Origin of the sequence: Streptomyces sp. KR55 (assembly GCF_052245645.1) — a bacterium.
Taxonomy (GTDB): Bacteria; Actinomycetota; Actinomycetes; order Streptomycetales; family Streptomycetaceae; genus Streptomyces; species Streptomyces flavusporus.
In genome coordinates, this window is the sequence record NZ_JBQQCE010000020.1 from 23,978 (window position 1) to 40,097 (window position 16,120).

Genomic DNA, 16,120 nt, shown 5'->3' on the forward strand with positions numbered 1-16,120 from the left:
GCCGGTGAACGCCTTCGTGCGCACCATGCGTACCTCATGCAGCGAGCAGTGCCGAAGTGCGTCGCTGCAGGCCCCAGGAGCTGCCATGCCCATCTCGTACTCGTCCTCACCTTTACCGCCCGAGTCGTCCGACCCGTCGGCGGCCGCGTCGCTCGAGTACGACCCCGACGGTGGGCCGGTCCTCGTCGAGCCCGAGATACGGCGGCTGGACGGGGAGGTGCGGGAAGTGGCCGTACCGCCGCTGGTGCCGCCGGTGTCGCACGGTTCGCTGGCCGACCTGCCGTTCGAGAACGCCGACGCGGCGCCCGGACATCCGGTGCTCAGCCGCCGTACCGGGGACGGGCGTTGGGCGGACGTGACCGCGGTGGAGTTCGCCGCGCAGGTGCTGGCCGTGGCGAAGGGGATGATCGCCGAGGGGCTGATGCCGGGCGACCGGATCGCGGTCATGGCCCGCACGTCGTACGAGTGGACGCTCCTCGACTTCGCCGCCTGGGCGGCCGGTCTGGTGACCGTCCCGGTGTACCCGACCTCGTCCGTCTTCCAGACCCGCTGGATCCTCCAGGACTCCGGCGCGGTGGCGCTGGCCACGGAGACGGTCGGGCAGGCGGCCGCGCTCGGCCCCGAGCGGGAGCACCTGACCGAGCTGAAGCACATATGGGTCATCGAGAAGGGCCACGTGGACCGCCTGGCGGAGCTCGGCCAGTCCGTGCCGGACACCGAAGTGGACGTACGGCGCGGAATGCTGGGCCCGGACACCCTGGCCACCCTCGTCTACACCTCGGGCACCACCGGCCGTCCCAAGGGCTGCGCGCTCACGCACGGAAACTTCCTGGCGGAGGTCGACAACGCGATCGAACTCCTCTACCCCGTCTTCAAGGCCCGCACCGACGCGGAGCCCTGCACCCTCCTCTTCCTCCCCCTCTCGCACGTCTTCGGCCGCATGGTGTCGGTGGCCTGCGTCCGCGCGCGGGTGCGGATCGGTCACGCGCCCAGCCTGAAGTCGGAGGACCTGTTGGTCGACCTGGCGAGTTTCCGGCCGACCTTCCTCATCGCCATCCCGTACATGCTCGAGAAGATCTACAACAACGCGCGCGCGACGGCCGAACGGGGCGGCAAGGCACCGGCCTTCGACCGAGCGGCAAAGGTGGCACGCCGCTACGGCGAGGCGGCGGAGGCCAGAGCGAGCGGCACCGGCCCCGGCCCTGCTGCCTCCCTCAAGGCGGCCCGCGCCCTCTACGACGCCCTCGTCTACCGCCGGATCCGCAACGCACTGGGCGGCAGGGTCCGTTACGTCATCTGTGGAGGCTCGCCCCTGGGCCGCAACCTGGCCGCGTTCTACGCGGGCGCGGGCATCGACGTCTACGAGGGCTACGGCCTGACCGAGACGACCGGTGCGGCGACCGTGACGCCGCCGCTCAAACCCCGCCTTGGCACGGTCGGTTGGCCCCTGCCCGGCACGCGCGTCCGTATCGCCGCGGACGGCGAGGTGCTCCTCGCCGGCGGCCAGGTCCTCCGCGGCTACTGGGACCCGTACGCGGGCGGCGTCGTCCCGGCAACGCCCGACGGCTGGTTCCCGACCGGCGACATCGGTCGGCTGGACGACGAGGGCTACCTCACCATCACCGGCCGGAAGAAGGAGATCCTGATCACGGCGGGCGGCAAGAACGTGGCCCCGGCCCCGCTGGAGAACTGGCTGCGCTCGCACCCCCTGATCTCCCAGTGCATCGTCCTGGGCGACCGCCGCCCCTACGTCACCGCCCTGATCACCCTCGACACCGACGGCATCACCCACTGGCGCCAGATGAACGGCAAGCACCCCGTACCGCCGGAACTCCTCGTGACCGACGACGAGTTGTACGCGGTGTTGCAGCGTGCGGTGGACGAGGCCAACAAGCTGGTGTCCCGCCCGGAGTCCATCCGCCGCTTCGCCGTCCTCCCCGTCGACTTCACCGAGGCCGTCGGCCATCTGACCCCGTCGATGAAGCTGCGCCGGGAGGCGATCCTGCGGGACTTCGCCGGGGAGGTGGAGGCGCTGTACGGAGCCGACCGGGCTCACGGCTGAGCAGTGGGCGGCGAGGTGAGCTCCGCCACCGTGTCCGCGAAGGCGCGGGCCGGCGGCGTGAGCGCGTCCCAGTGCCGGACGGCCCACCCCACCGTCAGCGGCCGCAGCGCGGGCAACGGCACCAGACGCAGATCACCCCCGTTACCGCCCGCCCGCAGCCCCGGCAACGCGGGCACCACGGCCCGGCCCAGCCCCAATTCGGCCAGCAGCAGGGCCGTGTCCCAGTCGGCGACACTCGTGTCGTAGCCGAAGCTCACCCCCAACTCGGCGCAGGCCGCGTCGAGATGGGCGGCGGACGTCGAGTTCGGAGGCAGCCGGATCAGCCGGAGGCCGGCCAGGTCGGAGACATCGGCGTACGGGCGGTCGGCAAGCGGGTCGCCGGCCCGTACCGCCAGCACCCACGGCAGGTCGACCACCGGCCGCTGCTCGATGCCGCGCACCGGCGGACCAAGGGTGATCCAGGCCAGGTCCAGCTCGCTGTCGGCCAGCGCGCCGAAGCAGGCGCGGCTCGAACTCTCGGTACGGAACTCGAGGTTGACCTTGGGATGCCGCTGCCGGAACGCCACCACGGCGTCCGCCATGAAGTGCCGTACGGTCGTCGCCCCGGTCGCCACCCGCACCGACCCGCTCTCCCCGTCGACGAGATCCCGCAGCCGTCGCAACGCCAGATCCAGCCCGGCGATGCCCTCGGCCGCGGCGGCCTCCAGCACCCGCCCGGCCTGCGTCGGCACGACCCCGCGCGGCCGCCGTTCCAGCAGTCCGACCCCCGTCTCCCGCTCCAGCCGCTTCACATGCTGGCTGACCGCCGACTGCGTACACCCCAGATCACGGGCCACTGCACTGAGGCTCCCGGCCCGGCAGACGGCCACGAACACGCGCAGATCCTCGAGGGTCACAACCCTCAAGCTATCACTTGGGTTTGGCGACAAATCCTTAGGATTGACTGGGCACATCGGCTGTACGACGATCTCTCCAGGGCCCGGGCGGCAACCCGCTCCGCGCCTCCGCGGGGTCCGGACCGACAGCGGGGGAGGGAGCGGGTGCCGACCCACACGAACCGCACTTCCGTCGCCCGCGAAGGGACGCCCGTGCCGACCCCCACCGACCAAGCCCTGGCGCTGCTATGGCAGTTGGGCGCCGAGTCCCTGCCCCATCCAGGCGGCGCCCTCCTCGTCCACCTCGACCGCGTACGCACACGACTGGCCGGCTGGGGCGCCCGCCCCGCCCTCCAGCTGGCCGGCCTCTGCCACGCCTGCTACGGCACCGACGGCTTCCCCGAACCTCTCCTCCCCCTGGACCGCCGTACCGACCTGGCGACCGTGATCGGCGCGGAGGCCGAGGCGATCGTGTACTTCTACGCCGCCTGCGACCGCACGGCGACGTACCCGTCCCTCGCCAACCCCGCCGCCCCCTTCCACGACCGCTTCACCGGCGCTGCCCAGACACCGTCCCTCGCCCTGCGCCGGGACTTCGCGGAACTCACGGTCGCGAACGAGCTCGACCTCGCGGACCATGACGCGGCGTTTCGTGAGCGGTGGGGTGGCGAGCTTCTGGCCCTGTTCACGCGAATCCGGCCGCTGCTGAGCGAGGCGGCCTGGGACGACTGCCGCGCGGTGCTCGGCGACGGCTGGTGACTAGGGTCGGCTGCGGGCGATCAGATACGCCTGCGCGGTCGACTCCCCGAGTTCCTCGTCCGCCTCCCGCACCGTCCGCGCCCGCATCTCGAAACCGGCCCCGACCAGCAGCTCGGCGATCCGATCCGGCTGTCGGCATTCGAAATCCAGGGACACCGGGTGGCCGAAGGGCCGGTCGAGACGGAGTGGGTGATCGCCGACCTGGAAGGCGAGGAGCAGATGGCCGCCCGGGGTCAGGACACGGGCGAACTCCGTGAAAAGGTCGGGCAGCCGGTCCACAGGGGTGTGGACGAGTAGTAGGACACGACACCCGAGAGGTGGCCGTCGGGCAGGTCCAGGTCCAGCATCGAACCCTGCTCGAAGCGCAGGCCGGGATTCTCACGCCGGGCGATGGCGAGCATCGACGCCGACAGGTCGAGCCCGAACACCGACAGGCCGAGCGAGGCGAGGTATGCCGTCACCTGCCCCGGTCCGCACCCCAGGTCGGCCACCTCACCGCGACCGCCCACGAGTTCCGCGTACGCGGCCGGCACGGCCCGGTCCATCGGCCTGGCCGCCAGCTCGTCCCGGAACCGGTCGGCGTAGTCCTCGGCGACGGCGTCGTAGAAGTCCTGCGTCGTGGTCAGGAAGTCGCTGTCAGTCATGGTCGGCGACCCTATCCACTCCCACTGACAACCGGCCGCGCGCCTGAGGCCACTTCCGTCGAAGGAGAGCCGGGGGAAGGAATTCTCGGAGAATTCACCTCGGGATGCTCGGGACACTCGGGGAAAAGGCAGGAGCCCCGTCGCCGATGGCGCGGGGCTCCTTGGGTACTGCGCTCGATCCGGATCGGAGGATCAGATCATCAGATCAGACCGGGGTGACGTTCTCCGCCTGCGGGCCCTTCGGGCCCTGGGTGACGTCGAAGGACACCTGCTGGTTCTCCTCGAGGGAGCGGAAGCCGCTCGCGTTGATCGCGGAGTAGTGGACGAAGACGTCGGGGCCGCCGCCTTCCTGGGCGATGAAACCAAAGCCCTTTTCGGCGTTGAACCACTTCACGGTTCCGGTAGCCATAAGCCCTCCTTGGGCTCAAAGGGTTGCCCTGCTCCAGAACCAGCAAGTGTGAAGATCGAGATTCTGCACAACTGCACCCGTCTGAGAACGACGAGAGCCCGCGGTCACATGCTCCGCAGGCTCTGTACTGCAAGGGAAACCAAACTGCAACTTGCGGCGAGCCTAGCACGCGGGCACCCGAAAGCAATAGAGGTCAAGATCACGTCACCCGAACGTTTGACATCCATGACTCCAGATGGCGGAGGGGCCCAGACTCGCACGTCACCCCCGCAGGGTCAGCGCCCGCCCGGCGGACGCTAGCCTCCGGATGTGGACATTTCTCGCACCCGGCCGCGCGTCGGCCACATCCAGTTCCTGAACTGCCTGCCCCTGTACTGGGGGCTCGCGAGAACGGGCACGCTCCTCGACTTCGAGCTGACCAAGGACACCCCGGAGAAGCTCAGCGAGCAGCTGGTGCAGGGCGACCTGGACATCGGGCCGATCACCCTCGTCGAGTTCCTGCGCAACGCCGACGACCTGGTCGCCTTCCCCGACATCGCGGTCGGCTGCGACGGGCCGGTGATGTCCTGCGTGATCGTCTCGCAGGTCCCGCTGGAGCGGCTGGACGGCGCCCGGGTCGCCCTCGGCTCCACCTCCCGCACCTCCGTACGCCTCGCGCAGCTGCTGCTCGCGGACCGTTTCGGCGTACGGCCCGACTACTACACGTGTCCGCCCGACCTCAGCCTGATGATGCAGGAGGCGGAGGCGGCGGTGCTGATCGGGGACGCGGCGCTGCGGGCCAACCTGCACGACGGGCCGCGCTTCGGGCTGGAGGTGCACGATCTCGGTGCGCTGTGGAAGGAGTGGACCGGACTGCCGTTCGTCTTCGCCGTCTGGGCGGCACGCCGCGACTACCTGGAGCGCGAGCCTGTGATCACCCGCAAGGTGCACGAGGCCTTCCTCGCCTCCCGCAACCTCTCCCTGAAGGAGGTCGTCAAGGTCGCCGAGCAGGCCGCCCGCTGGGAGGCCTTCGACGAGCAGGTCCTGGAGCAGTACTTCACCACCCTCGACTTCCGCCTCGGCGAGCCCCAGCTGGCAGCGGTCGCGGAGTTCGCGCGCAGGGTCGGCCCGACGACCGGCTTCCCGGCGGACGTGAAGGTGGATCTGCTCCAGCCGTAGGGGATCTGCTCCAGCCGTAGGGACATGGCGCGAGCGGCGGGACTATACGCTGCGGGACAGTGGAGGCGTACGGGGGAAGGGGGCGCGCCATGCAGCCGCTCGGAGTCGACGAGCCCGCAAGCGTGGGGCCCTACCGGCTGCTCGGCCGGCTCGGCTCGGGCGGGATGGGCCGGGTGTATCTCGGCCGCAGCGCAGGGGGCCGTACCGTCGCGGTGAAGGTCGTGCACCCGCACTTCGCGCTCGATGAGGAGTTCCGCGCCCGGTTCCGCCGCGAGGTCGAGGCCGCGCGGCGGGTGGGCGGCGCCTGGACCGCGCCCGTGCTCGACGCGGACCCGGAGGCGCCGGTGCCGTGGGTCGCCACGGCGTACGCGGCGGGCCCGTCGTTGACCGCGGCGGTCACGGACGGCGGTCCGCTGCCCACGCATTCCGTACGAGTACTGGGTGCGGGCCTCGCCGAGGCGCTCGTGGCGGTGCACGAACTGGGCCTGGTGCACCGGGACGTGAAACCGTCCAACGTCCTGCTGACGCTGGACGGCCCCCTGCTGATCGACTTCGGCATCGCCCGCGCCACGGACGGCACGGCCTCGCTGACCTCCACCGGCGTCTCGGTCGGCTCGCCCGGCTACATGGCGCCCGAGCAGATCCTGGGCAAAGGGGTCACCGGAGCCGCCGACGTCTTCTCGCTGGGCGCGGTCCTGGCGTACGCGGCGACCGGCGAGCCGCCCTTCCCCGGGGACTCCTCGGCCGCGCTGCTCTACAAGGTCGTCCACGAGGAGCCGCAGCTCGATGCCCTGGAGGGCGGGTTGCTACGGGAGATCGTCGAGGCATGCCTGGTGAAGGAACCGCGGGAGCGGCCGACCCCGGCGGAGGTGGCCCGGCGGCTCGCGCCCGAGGGGGCGGCGCGGCTGGTCGCGGGCGGGTGGCTGCCCGGGGTGCTGGTGGAGCGGGTCAGCCGTACTGCCGTGGAGCTGCTGAATCTGGAGACGGCGGCGGAGGCGGCTCCTTCGGGGCCGGTGGAATTCAGCGAGCCGGCCGTGGGGGAGACGCCGTCGGGGCCGGTGGGCTTCGGCAGTCCGGCGGTGAGTCCGCCCTCGGCCGTGGGGGAGTTCGGGCCGCCTCCCGTGATGCCGGGGGTCGCACCCGAGCCGCACCCGGCGGAGCCCGAGGATGCACCGGCGCCGGGCAACCGGCCCGGCAAGCTCTCCGTCACGTTCGCCGCGTCGGCGGCACCGGAGACCGGTGGGCGGGGGCGCCGGCTGAGCTGCACGGTGGCGCTCGCGGTCGCCGGGGCGCTGGCGGCGGTGACGGTGGGGTCGGTGTTCGTGTTCGACCTGCTGCCGGACGACCGTCGGGACAGTGCGGATGGGGCCGCCCCGTCTCAGTCCGCAACGCCGGGTGACTCCGCCACCGGCACCGCGTCCGCCATCCCCGCCCGCTACCTCGGCACCTGGCAGGGCCAGGGCACCGCCCTCGACGGCAACCTGCCGCTCGGCACGTTCCGTATCACCGTCCGGGACGCGGAGGTCGGCGAGGAACTGGGGCGGCTCCGGCAGACCGACCAGCTGGGCGGCGTCTGTGTCGACGTACTGACCCTGAAGCAGGTGACGGAGAAGCAGCTCGTCGCGACGTCGGTGGGTGCCAAGGACAACCACAGCGGGTGCAATCCGGCGGCGACCACGGTGCGGCTGATTCCGACGGGGGATGACCTGATGTACGAGTCGGACAGCAAGGAGTCGGGGAATCCCGAGGCTCGGATGTCGAAGGTCAAGTAGCACGGCGGTAAGCATCAGCTCCTCGTACGTCGGCCTTGAGGCTACCGAGGAACGCCGTGAAGGTTTCGGTGGGGAAGGTGAGGGTGGCGCGGGTGGGGTTCTTTGAGTCGCGGATGGCTATGTGGGTAGGGAGGGTGGCGACCTCTACGCAGTTGTTGCCGTCACCGCTTCCTGAGTAGGACGACTTCTGCCAGTTGTCGGGGGTGCTCACGGCGCGCCTCACAGTTCCTTCGACAGTCTGTGGATGAGGTCACGCGAATGTGCGGGTTCGAGTGACGCCGTCTTCACCATACGGAAGAGCGTTCGAAAGGCGCCTAGTTGGGCTTCTGAGTCGATGAAGGCTGCTCCCTGGGGTGCGTCGCGCACAGCTGTGTCCAGCTTGGGGACGGCTCCGCCCGCATACATCATGGCGTTGGTGGCTCCGGCGAAGCCGTCCAGATCGAAGGGGATGACGCGCACGGTGATGTGGTCCGCTTCGGAGGCTTCAAGGATGTGGGCGAGCTGGGCCCGCGCGGCGGGCCGGTCGCCGACTCTGATGCGCAGGGCAGCTTCATGGATCACTGCTTCGTAGGGGACGGGCGTAGGTCCCTCGATGACGGCCTTGCGCTGCATGCGGTGACGGACGCGCAGTTCCAGGTCGCTCTCGGGGAGCCTCGGGATTCGGTACGAGAAGACGGCGCGGGCGTAGTCCTCCGTCTGGAACAGGCCGGGGATGTGCAGGAACTCCACATCCAGCCGGAACGTCGAGTGGTACTCCAACTCGGCCAGGTCCAGGAACGACGTGGGCAGTAGGCCCTGGTACTCCTCCCACCAGCCGCGTGTCCGATCAGTGGCCATCGCTACGAGAGCGGCAATCAACTCCTCGTCCGTGCATGAGTACTGAGCGGCAAGTCTCCGTACCCGCGCCTCGCTCACACCTGCGATGCCGGACTCGATCTGGCTCATCTGTGCTGAGTTCGTCGCGAGCAGCGCGGCGGCCTCAGTCGCCTTGAGCCCTGCGGCATCCCGGAGTTTGCGCAGCTCAGCGCCCAAGCGTACTTGGCGTGCGGTGGGTTGCTGCCTGCGCGTCATGACTCTTCCTTGCCTCAACTGCTGGGAGACAGTGACTCGTTCGAGGGGAAGATTACGGCAGCGGCTTGCTCGGCCCAAACTTTACCTCTACCGTCAGTGACGCGACGCACACGCTGCGAATCCCGGGATCCCGGAAGCGCACCGCTCCGTCCTGCCATGACGGATGCGGCACTGCCACCGCAACTCCCCTTCCAATGCCAGGAGTTCAGCCATGCCTGAAACCGAAGCTGCCGTCCCCTGGGAGTACACCCTGTACATCCCCACGACCCCCGCGCCGTCACCGGCGGGCGCCGCACCCTCCGGCTGATCCTCACCATGCACGGCCTGATCCGCCTCACTGACACCGCCGAGCTGTTGGCGACGGAGCTGGTCGCCAACGCCGTACTGCACACCAAGGGACCCGCCGCTCTGCGTGTGCGGTGGTCGGCGGGGGTGCTGCGGATCGGGGCGTGGGACGCGGATCCGGCTCCGCCCGATCCGCCGGCGCCGGTGGAATCCCTCGCCGAAGCGGAGCGCGGCCGCGGGCTGTCCCTCGTCCGTGCTTGCGCCGATCTGTGGGGGTGGCAGCCGCTGGCCAGGGAGGGCAATCGCGGCAAGTACGTGTGGTGTGACCTCGTCGCGGCGTAGTTCGTTGATCACGCCGTATGGAAAGGAGATCTGTTCGTTGGCGACTGAGCCTGAGCCGGTGGCCGGACATGCGGAATGTCACGATGAGTCCACGTGCCCGCTCACGCTGCTCTTCGGGCACCCCGTCTTCCTGAAGGCCTACCTTGAGGGGACCGCCGAAGACAACTGGCCCCCGGAGAAGCTCGCTGTGTTGGTCCTGGCTCTCCTGGAGACGGGGCCCTTGGCGGTCACGGACGACATTCGCGCCCGGGTGAATGCCTGCTCCGACCCGGACCAACTCAGGACATGGGCGGGCCGGGCGATGAGCGTGAAAGACCCGGAGGATCTGTTCGCCGAGGACGCGAGCTCATCCAGCCGCTGAGGCTCGCAGCGGTTCAGCGGTTGATGGACTGGATCCCTGGACAGTCATGTCCTGAGTCGCCTCGAACGTGCCGTCCGGCAGGTCGCTGCCCGTGCCGCCGGAGCCTTCCCAGGAGATCTGCCACGTGATCGAGGTCTTGAGCTGGAAAGGCTCTCAGTTTGAGGCGCGGAGGTAACGGATGCCGCACGGTGGGGTCTTCTCGGCGTCGCCCGATTCATACGGCGGCGAACAGCGGAGTCTTGAGCGTGTGAACGGGGTGGACTTGCAGGGTATTTGGGTGAGCAGGAGGGCATGAGTCGAGGGGTGAGCGTGGGGTTGCTGATCGTCGTCGTCGTCGCCGTGGTGTGGGGTGCGGTGGCGGGGGCGCTGCTGCCGCGGGCCGCGTATCGGTTCTCCGTGCCGTCCGAGGAGGACTGGCGGGAGCGGTGCCCGGGCGGGCACGCCATCCGGGGGTGGATCGGGCGGGCGCGGTGCGCGGAATGTACGGCGGCCCCGTCGTCGTACGGCCCGAGCACTCACCTCACGGCCCCAAGCACTCACCCCGTGGAGTCGTACGGCCCCAGCACCCCCCTCCTCGCCACGGTCACCGCCCTCCTCTGCGCCGGCGTCGTCGCCGTCACCGGCCCCCGGCCCGAACTCGGCGTCTGGCTGCTGATCGTGCCCGTCGGTGTGCTGCTCGCGGCCGTCGACCTGCGGGTGCAGCGGCTGCCCGATGTGCTCACCCTGCCCCTCGCGGCCGCCGCCCTCGCCCTGCTCGGCCTCGTCGCGCTGCTGCCCGGGCACGCCGGCGACTGGACGACCGCCCTGCTCGGCGCCCTCGCGCTCGGCGCCGGATACTTCGTTCTCTTCCTGATCAACCCCAGCGGTATGGGCTTCGGCGATGTGAAGCTGGCGCTCGGGGCGGGGGCGGTGCTCGGCTGGTACGGGTGGCAGGCCGTGCTGCTCGGGACCTTCGCCGGGTTCGTGTTCGGGGCGCTCTACGGGGGTGCCCTTGTCGTCGTGCGGAAGGCGGGGCGCAAGACGGCGATCCCGTTCGGGCCGTTTCTGCTCGCCGGGGCGTACACCGGCCTGCTCGTGGGCGCGGCCTGACGGCAACGCGGGAAAACGGCTGGCGTAGGCTGGTTCAGTCCGTCCACAACCCTTGACGAAAGGGACGCTTCGGTGACCGAGAAGGCCGACCTCCAGTCTGTGCTCGACCGTGCCGCGGCCGGCGGACGGATCACCCCCGAAGAAGCCCTCGACCTCTACCGCGACGCGCCCCTGCACGCACTGGGTTCCGCCGCCGACGCCGCACGCCGCCGCCGTTACGCCGGCGTCGAGCACATCGCGACGTACATCATCGAGCGGAACATCAACTACACGAACGTCTGCGTCACGGCGTGCAAGTTCTGCGCCTTCTACGCCCCGCCGAAGGACACGGCCAAGGGCTGGACGCGCGACCTGGACGACATCCTGCGCCGGTGCGCGGAGACCGTCGAGCTCGGCGGTACGCAGATCATGTTCCAGGGCGGTCACCACCCGGACTACGGCGTCGAGTACTACGAGAAGCACTTCGCGGCCATCAAGCGGGAGTTCCCGCAGCTCGTCATCCACAGCCTGGGGGCGAGCGAGGTCGAGCACATGGCGCGGATCTCGGGCGTCTCCGTGGAGGAGGCCATCCAGCGGATCAACGCCGCCGGCCTCGACTCCTTCGCCGGCGCCGGTGCCGAGCTGCTCCCCGAGCGGCCGCGCAAGGCCATCGCCCCGCTGAAGGAGAGCGGTGAGCGGTGGCTGGAGATCATGGAGACGGCGCACAACCTCGGCGTCGAGTCCACGTCCACCATGCTCATGGGCACCGGCGAGACCAACGCCGAGCGGATCGAGCACCTGCGAATGATCCGTGACGTACAGGACCGCACGGGCGGCTTCCGCGCCTTCATCCCGTACCTCTACCAGCCGCAGAACAACCACCTGAAGGGCCGCACGCAGGCCACCATCTTCGAGTACCTGCGGATGATCGCGATCGCCCGTCTCTTCCTCGACAACGTCGCCCACATCCAGGGCTCCTGGCTGACCACCGGCAAGGACGCCGGCCAGCTGACCCTGCACTACGGCGCGGACGACCTCGGCTCGATCATGCTGGAGGAGAACGTCGTCTCGGCGGCCGGTGCCAAGCACCGCTCCAACCTGCTGGAAATGATCGAGATGATCCGTACGGCGGACCGCGTCCCGGCCCAGCGCTCCACGACGTACGAGCACCTCGTCGTCCACGACGACCCGGCGAACGACCCCGTCGACGACCGCGTCATGTCCCACATCTCGTCCACGGCGATCGAGGGCGGCACAGCTCATCCGGAGCTGAAGCTGCTCGCCTCCAACTGAGTTGCTCACGATTCACGCGGACGCCCGGGGTCACGCCCTCGCCGTACGGGGCGAGTGGATCGCGGCCGCCGGCCCCCTGGAAGAGCTGGTCGCCGCGCACCCCAGGGCGCGGGTGCGGCAGTGGCCCGGCATTCTCACCCCGGGTCTGGTCAACCTGCACGGGCCCGAGCTGCTGGAGCAGGCCTACCACCCGGACCCGCGCGAGGCCGACACGCTCGGCACCGAACCGCTGACCGGGGACGCGCTCGCCGCGCTCCCCATGGACGAGGCGCGCTGGGGGGCCAGCGCCCGGCGCGGGGTGCAGCGGATGCTGGCGAACGGGACGGTCGCGCTGGCGGGGGAGCTGCGCAACCGGGCCGTGGTGGCCGCCGTGCGGCGGTCCGGGATCGGGGTGGTGGGGCGGCTCGGGGAACCTGGGGGAGTGCCCGCGCTCGATCCGTTCGGCTCCGGGGTGCCGGTGGTGTTTCCGCCGGAGCGGGAGAGCGGGTCGGCCGCGCGGTTCGCCGTGTTCGACGTGCGGGACGAGGACGAGCTGGCCGAGCGCGGGGGCGGGAGCTGTGTGGCCACGGTGGTGGCGGGGCGGATCGTCTACCGCCGCCGATAGCGGTCAGCCCGCGAACGCCTCCCCGAACGCCCCCGAACTCTGCTCCACCCCACTGCAGTTGGTCGACGCGTCGTCCTGCGCCGCGTCCTCGTCCGCGCACTGCTGGTCGCGGAACGTCGACCACATCGACACCCAGGCGATCCCCTTGTCCCCCGCGAACTCCCGTACCTGAGCGGCGTCTTCGAGCGTGAACGTCTCGTTGTCGACGTCGTTCACGCCGATCATCGAGGTGAGCGCCATGCCCTGCCAGGCGGCGGAGCCGGACAGGCCGAAGATGTCGGCCAGTTGGTCGTGGGCGGCCGTGGCGGACTGTTCGGCGTAGTCGCCCATGTCGCCGGTGTAGGAGCTGCCGTAGTTCATGGTCATGAGGTTGACCGTGGAGACCTGGACCTGGTGGTCGTTGGCCGATTCGAGCAGGGCGACGCTGTCGTCGTCCAGGCCGGACGGCATCACCGGGAGCGTGAACGACACCTCCAGGTCCGGCCGTTCCTCCTGCAGCGCCGCGATCGCCTCCGACCGCAGGGCGACCGAGTCGGAGTCGGTCAGCTCGTCGCCCTCGATGTCGAAGTCGGCCCGGGCGGCACCGGCCGCGTCCAGTGCATCGGCGTACGCCTGCGCCAGCTCCTGCGCGCTGTCACAACTCGTCGCCAGTTCCCTGCCGGAGGCGCCGCCGAAGGAGACGCGCACGTCGGCGCCGGACTCCGTCAGCTGAGAGATGCGGGACGTCACGGCCGAGTCGTCGATGGCGTGGGTGCCGTTCCACTTCGGTGTGCAGTCGCTGCCGTCCGAGATCACGAAGGCCAGGTTGTACGTCGCCGGGGAGCCGGCCGCGTCGTTGTCGGAGGCGGTCGTGGCACTGACGTACGGGGCGTACGAGGTGGTGGAGGCGGCCGACTGCGACGGCGACGTGGGTGCCGCCGGGGCCGCGTCGGAGGAGCTGCTGGAGCCCGCCGAGCACCCTGCCGTTGCCAGGGCAAACAGGCAGGTGAGCCCGGCGACCGGCTTCAGGAAACTCCTCATGGCGCATCTACCCGCTCTCGTGATGTCCGATTCCTGAATCCGCAATCTCTCACACGGGATTGACGGTATGCGGTGGTATGCCCGGACGTCCGGGAATTCTCTCAGGGAACGGACAGGCTGGGGCCTTTCTCATGGCTGTCTCACATGCGGACCAGAGAGATACGCAAATAAAGCTCCCTACTCTCCGGGGAATGCATTCCGAGCCTGCCATCGAAAACCGCGCCACTCCGCGCGGTCGCCGTCGCAAACGCGGCAACGGGTCCGCCTCCGTCTCTGCCTCTGTCTCCGCCTCCGCAGAGGGGCCCGTGTTCGTTGACAACTCCGGGCGCCGGGCCAGGCTGCTGCGCCGGATCGGACTCCTTCTCGGCGTCGCCTGCCTCGGCTACGCGGTCGTGCTCGGCGCGGCCTTCATGGGCTGGGGCACCTCGCTGAACCCGTCCTCGCTGCTGCCCTTCGCCGACGGGGCGAACGGCCAGGGCGGCCCCGCCCCGCAGGGCGGTCCCGGCAACGGGGCCGTCCCGCCCGGCGGCACCCCGTCCGCGCCACCCTCGGGCGCCGCAGCCCCGATCCCGACCCCGACCTCGTCCGCGTCGGCCGTCGCCGCCGCCAACTGACCGGAACGCACCCACCCTCATGACGACGACTTCCCGACGCGGGCGCCGGCGCGCCCCCACCCGTATCGAGCGGGCGGCCGGCCGGGCCGCGGCACTGCAGAAACCGCGTGTCATCCTCGCCCTGCTGCTCCTGCTCGGGCTGACCAGCATCATGCTGCTCGACGGCTATCTGCGCGCCGAGGTCGGCGGCGACCAGCGCGTGCGCAGCGGCGCCAGCTCCAGCAAGGTGCCCGACGAGGTCCTGAACGGCGGGCCGATCCTCACGTTCCGCGGGGGACAGGCGACCACCGTCTCCGTGCCGGACAAGACGATCGCGCTCACCTTCGACGACGGCCCGAACCCCACCTGGACGCCCCAGGTCCTGGAAATCCTCGAGGAGTACGACGTCCCGGCCACGTTCTTCGTGGTCGGCTCGATGGTGTCGCGCTACCCGGGCATCGTCGAGGACATGGTCGAGCAGGGCAACGAGGTGGGCATCCACACCTTCACCCACGTCGACCTCTCCTACCAGAGCGACGCCCGTGTCGAGCGCGAGATGCAGCAGACGCAGCTCGCGCTGGCGGGCGCGGCCGGCATCACGACCACGCTGTTCCGCGCCCCGTACTCCTCGGAGACGGACGCCATCGACAACTACAGCTGGCCCGTCTACCAGAAGCTCGGCGAGGACGGTTACACCAGCGTCTTCATCGACACCGACAGCGACGACTGGAAGCGGCCGGGAGTCTCGCAGATCATCAAGGGCGCCACGCCGGAGAGCGGCGAGGGCGCGTCGGTGCTGTTCCATGACGCGGGCGGTGAGCGCTCGCAGACGATCAAGGCGCTGCCGGCGTACATCAAGAAGATGAAGGCGAAGGGATACACCTTCACCACGATCAGCGGCGTCATGCAGGAGCAGGACGCCGGTGGTCAGGCGGTGAACCAGCCGGCCGGCGGACAGCCTTCGGGCGCCCCGGGCGTGGCCGGTGCCGCACCTGGTGGTCTCCAGGCCGCCCACCGCACCGCCACCGGCGCCACCCTCTACGAGGGCAAGGCCCTTATCGCGGCCGTCGCCGTCGCCGAGTGGACAGTCCCGGGTCTCGCGGTCGGGCTGGCCGTGGTCGGCTGCGCGGTCATGGGCCGGTTCGGCATGATGCTGCTGCTCGCCCGGCGCCACTACCGGCAGCGCAACAAACGCCGGTTCAGCTGGGGACCGCCGGTCACCGAGCCGGTGAGCGTGATCGTCCCGGCGTACAACGAGAAGGAGTGCATCGCCAACACCCTCAAATCGCTGGCGCAGAGCACGCATCCCATCGAGATCGTCGTCGTCGACGACGGTTCGACGGACGGTACGTCTGAGATCGCGCGCAGTGCGGCCCATGAGCTCGGCATGACGAACGTCCGGGTCATCCGGCAGGAGAACGTGGGCAAGCCGGCGGCGTTGAACAACGGCGTCCGCAGCGCCAGTCACGACATCGTCGTGATGATGGACGGCGACACGGTCTTCGAGCCGGACACCGTACGGCAGCTGGTGCAGCCCTTCGCCGCCCCCGGTGTCGGTGCGATCGCGGGCAACGCCAAGGTCGGCAACCGCAACACCGTCATCGGCGCCTGGCAGCACATCGAGTACGTGATGGGCTTCAACCTCGACCGGCGGATGTACGACCTGCTGCGCTGCATGCCGACCATCCCCGGCGCGATCGGCGCCTTCCGCCGGGGCGCGGTGCTCGAGGTCGGCGGGATGAGCGAGGACACCCTCGCCGAGGACACCGACATCACCATCGCCATGCACCGCGCGGGCTGGCGG

The 16,120-nt window shown here is 70.2% G+C and carries 15 protein-coding genes and 3 pseudogenes; 11 read left to right on the top strand and 7 right to left on the bottom strand.

Annotation, left to right across the window (positions count from 1 at the left end):
- The first annotated feature begins 85 nt into the window (after window positions 1-85).
- Window positions 86-2,062 (top strand): AMP-dependent synthetase/ligase, encoded by a 1,977-nt coding sequence (locus ACTWQJ_RS05040; protein ID WP_443305389.1) that lies wholly within the window; start codon window positions 86-88, stop codon window positions 2,060-2,062.
- On the opposite strand, the gene ACTWQJ_RS05045 is transcribed toward ACTWQJ_RS05040, so the two are convergent.
- Window positions 2,053-2,958 (bottom strand): LysR family transcriptional regulator, encoded by a 906-nt coding sequence (locus tag ACTWQJ_RS05045; RefSeq protein ID WP_443305390.1) that lies wholly within the window; start codon window positions 2,956-2,958, stop codon window positions 2,053-2,055. The two genes, ACTWQJ_RS05040 and ACTWQJ_RS05045, sit on opposite strands and share 10 nt — an antisense overlap.
- A gap of 216 nt (window positions 2,959-3,174) precedes the next feature.
- Between ACTWQJ_RS05045 and ACTWQJ_RS05050 the strand changes: the two genes are divergently transcribed.
- On the top strand, window positions 3,175-3,696 hold the full coding sequence (locus ACTWQJ_RS05050) for a DUF6817 domain-containing protein (RefSeq protein WP_443305406.1): 522 nt from the start codon (window positions 3,175-3,177) through the stop codon (window positions 3,694-3,696).
- Here the strand turns inward: ACTWQJ_RS05050 and ACTWQJ_RS05055 are convergent.
- Window positions 3,697-4,340, bottom strand: a pseudogene (locus tag ACTWQJ_RS05055) (class I SAM-dependent DNA methyltransferase).
- 205 nt (window positions 4,341-4,545) lie between these two features.
- Window positions 4,546-4,749, bottom strand: coding sequence for a cold-shock protein (locus ACTWQJ_RS05060; protein ID WP_003992177.1), 204 nt, complete (start codon window positions 4,747-4,749; stop codon window positions 4,546-4,548).
- A 309-nt stretch (window positions 4,750-5,058) separates the two neighbouring features.
- Here ACTWQJ_RS05060 and ACTWQJ_RS05065 point away from each other — a divergent pair, with 309 nt between their 5' ends.
- On the top strand, window positions 5,059-5,907 hold the full coding sequence (locus ACTWQJ_RS05065) for a menaquinone biosynthetic enzyme MqnA/MqnD family protein (protein WP_443305391.1): 849 nt from the start codon (window positions 5,059-5,061) through the stop codon (window positions 5,905-5,907).
- An 89-nt stretch (window positions 5,908-5,996) separates the two neighbouring features.
- Entirely contained in the window at window positions 5,997-7,679 is a 1,683-nt protein-coding gene (locus ACTWQJ_RS05070; protein ID WP_443305392.1) for a protein kinase domain-containing protein, read from the top strand.
- On the opposite strand, the gene ACTWQJ_RS05075 is transcribed toward ACTWQJ_RS05070, so the two are convergent.
- Both ACTWQJ_RS05075 and ACTWQJ_RS05080 read right to left on the bottom strand, forming a co-directional pair.
- Window positions 7,672-7,890, bottom strand: coding sequence for a DUF397 domain-containing protein (locus ACTWQJ_RS05075; RefSeq protein WP_443305393.1), 219 nt, complete (start codon window positions 7,888-7,890; stop codon window positions 7,672-7,674). The two genes, ACTWQJ_RS05070 and ACTWQJ_RS05075, sit on opposite strands and share 8 nt — an antisense overlap.
- Before the next feature lie 8 nt (window positions 7,891-7,898).
- Window positions 7,899-8,750: a DUF5753 domain-containing protein gene (locus tag ACTWQJ_RS05080; RefSeq protein ID WP_443305394.1), complete on the bottom strand. Its 852-nt coding sequence runs from the start codon at window positions 8,748-8,750 to the stop codon at window positions 7,899-7,901.
- A 211-nt stretch (window positions 8,751-8,961) separates the two neighbouring features.
- On the opposite strand from ACTWQJ_RS05080, the pseudogene ACTWQJ_RS05085 reads away from it, so the two are divergent.
- Together ACTWQJ_RS05085 and ACTWQJ_RS05090 are read left to right on the top strand one after the other, a co-directional pair.
- Window positions 8,962-9,377, top strand: a pseudogene (locus tag ACTWQJ_RS05085) (ATP-binding protein).
- Between the two features lie 37 nt (window positions 9,378-9,414).
- Entirely contained in the window at window positions 9,415-9,738 is a 324-nt protein-coding gene (locus tag ACTWQJ_RS05090; protein WP_443305395.1) for a hypothetical protein, read from the top strand.
- A 13-nt stretch (window positions 9,739-9,751) separates the two neighbouring features.
- Here the strand turns inward: ACTWQJ_RS05090 and ACTWQJ_RS05095 are convergent.
- A pseudogene (locus ACTWQJ_RS05095) lies at window positions 9,752-9,960 on the bottom strand (hypothetical protein); the annotation flags it as partial.
- 69 nt (window positions 9,961-10,029) lie between these two features.
- On the opposite strand from ACTWQJ_RS05095, the gene ACTWQJ_RS05100 reads away from it, so the two are divergent.
- The 3 genes from ACTWQJ_RS05100 to ACTWQJ_RS05110 all read left to right on the top strand — a co-directional run bounded on the left by ACTWQJ_RS05100 (window position 10,030) and on the right by ACTWQJ_RS05110 (window position 12,703).
- Window positions 10,030-10,827, top strand: coding sequence for a prepilin peptidase (locus tag ACTWQJ_RS05100; RefSeq protein WP_443305396.1), 798 nt, complete (start codon window positions 10,030-10,032; stop codon window positions 10,825-10,827).
- Window positions 10,828-10,899: 72 nt separating this feature from the next.
- Window positions 10,900-12,099 carry a cyclic dehypoxanthinyl futalosine synthase gene (gene mqnC / locus ACTWQJ_RS05105; RefSeq protein ID WP_443305397.1) on the top strand — a complete coding sequence of 400 codons (1,200 nt, stop codon included), beginning with the start codon at window positions 10,900-10,902 and terminating at the stop codon, window positions 12,097-12,099.
- Window position 12,100: 1 nt separating this feature from the next.
- Window positions 12,101-12,703 (top strand): imidazolonepropionase-like domain-containing protein, encoded by a 603-nt coding sequence (locus tag ACTWQJ_RS05110; RefSeq protein WP_443305398.1) that lies wholly within the window; start codon window positions 12,101-12,103, stop codon window positions 12,701-12,703.
- 3 nt (window positions 12,704-12,706) lie between these two features.
- Here ACTWQJ_RS05110 and ACTWQJ_RS05115 read toward each other — a convergent pair whose 3' ends face one another.
- Window positions 12,707-13,723: a chitinase gene (locus tag ACTWQJ_RS05115; protein WP_443305399.1), complete on the bottom strand. Its 1,017-nt coding sequence runs from the start codon at window positions 13,721-13,723 to the stop codon at window positions 12,707-12,709.
- 305 nt (window positions 13,724-14,028) lie between these two features.
- Here ACTWQJ_RS05115 and ACTWQJ_RS05120 point away from each other — a divergent pair, with 305 nt between their 5' ends.
- Window positions 14,029-14,337 (top strand): hypothetical protein, encoded by a 309-nt coding sequence (locus ACTWQJ_RS05120; protein WP_443305400.1) that lies wholly within the window; start codon window positions 14,029-14,031, stop codon window positions 14,335-14,337.
- 19 nt (window positions 14,338-14,356) lie between these two features.
- The coding region (locus ACTWQJ_RS05125; protein ID WP_443305401.1) for a polysaccharide deacetylase family protein at window positions 14,357-16,120 on the top strand (1,764 nt) is incomplete at its 3' end.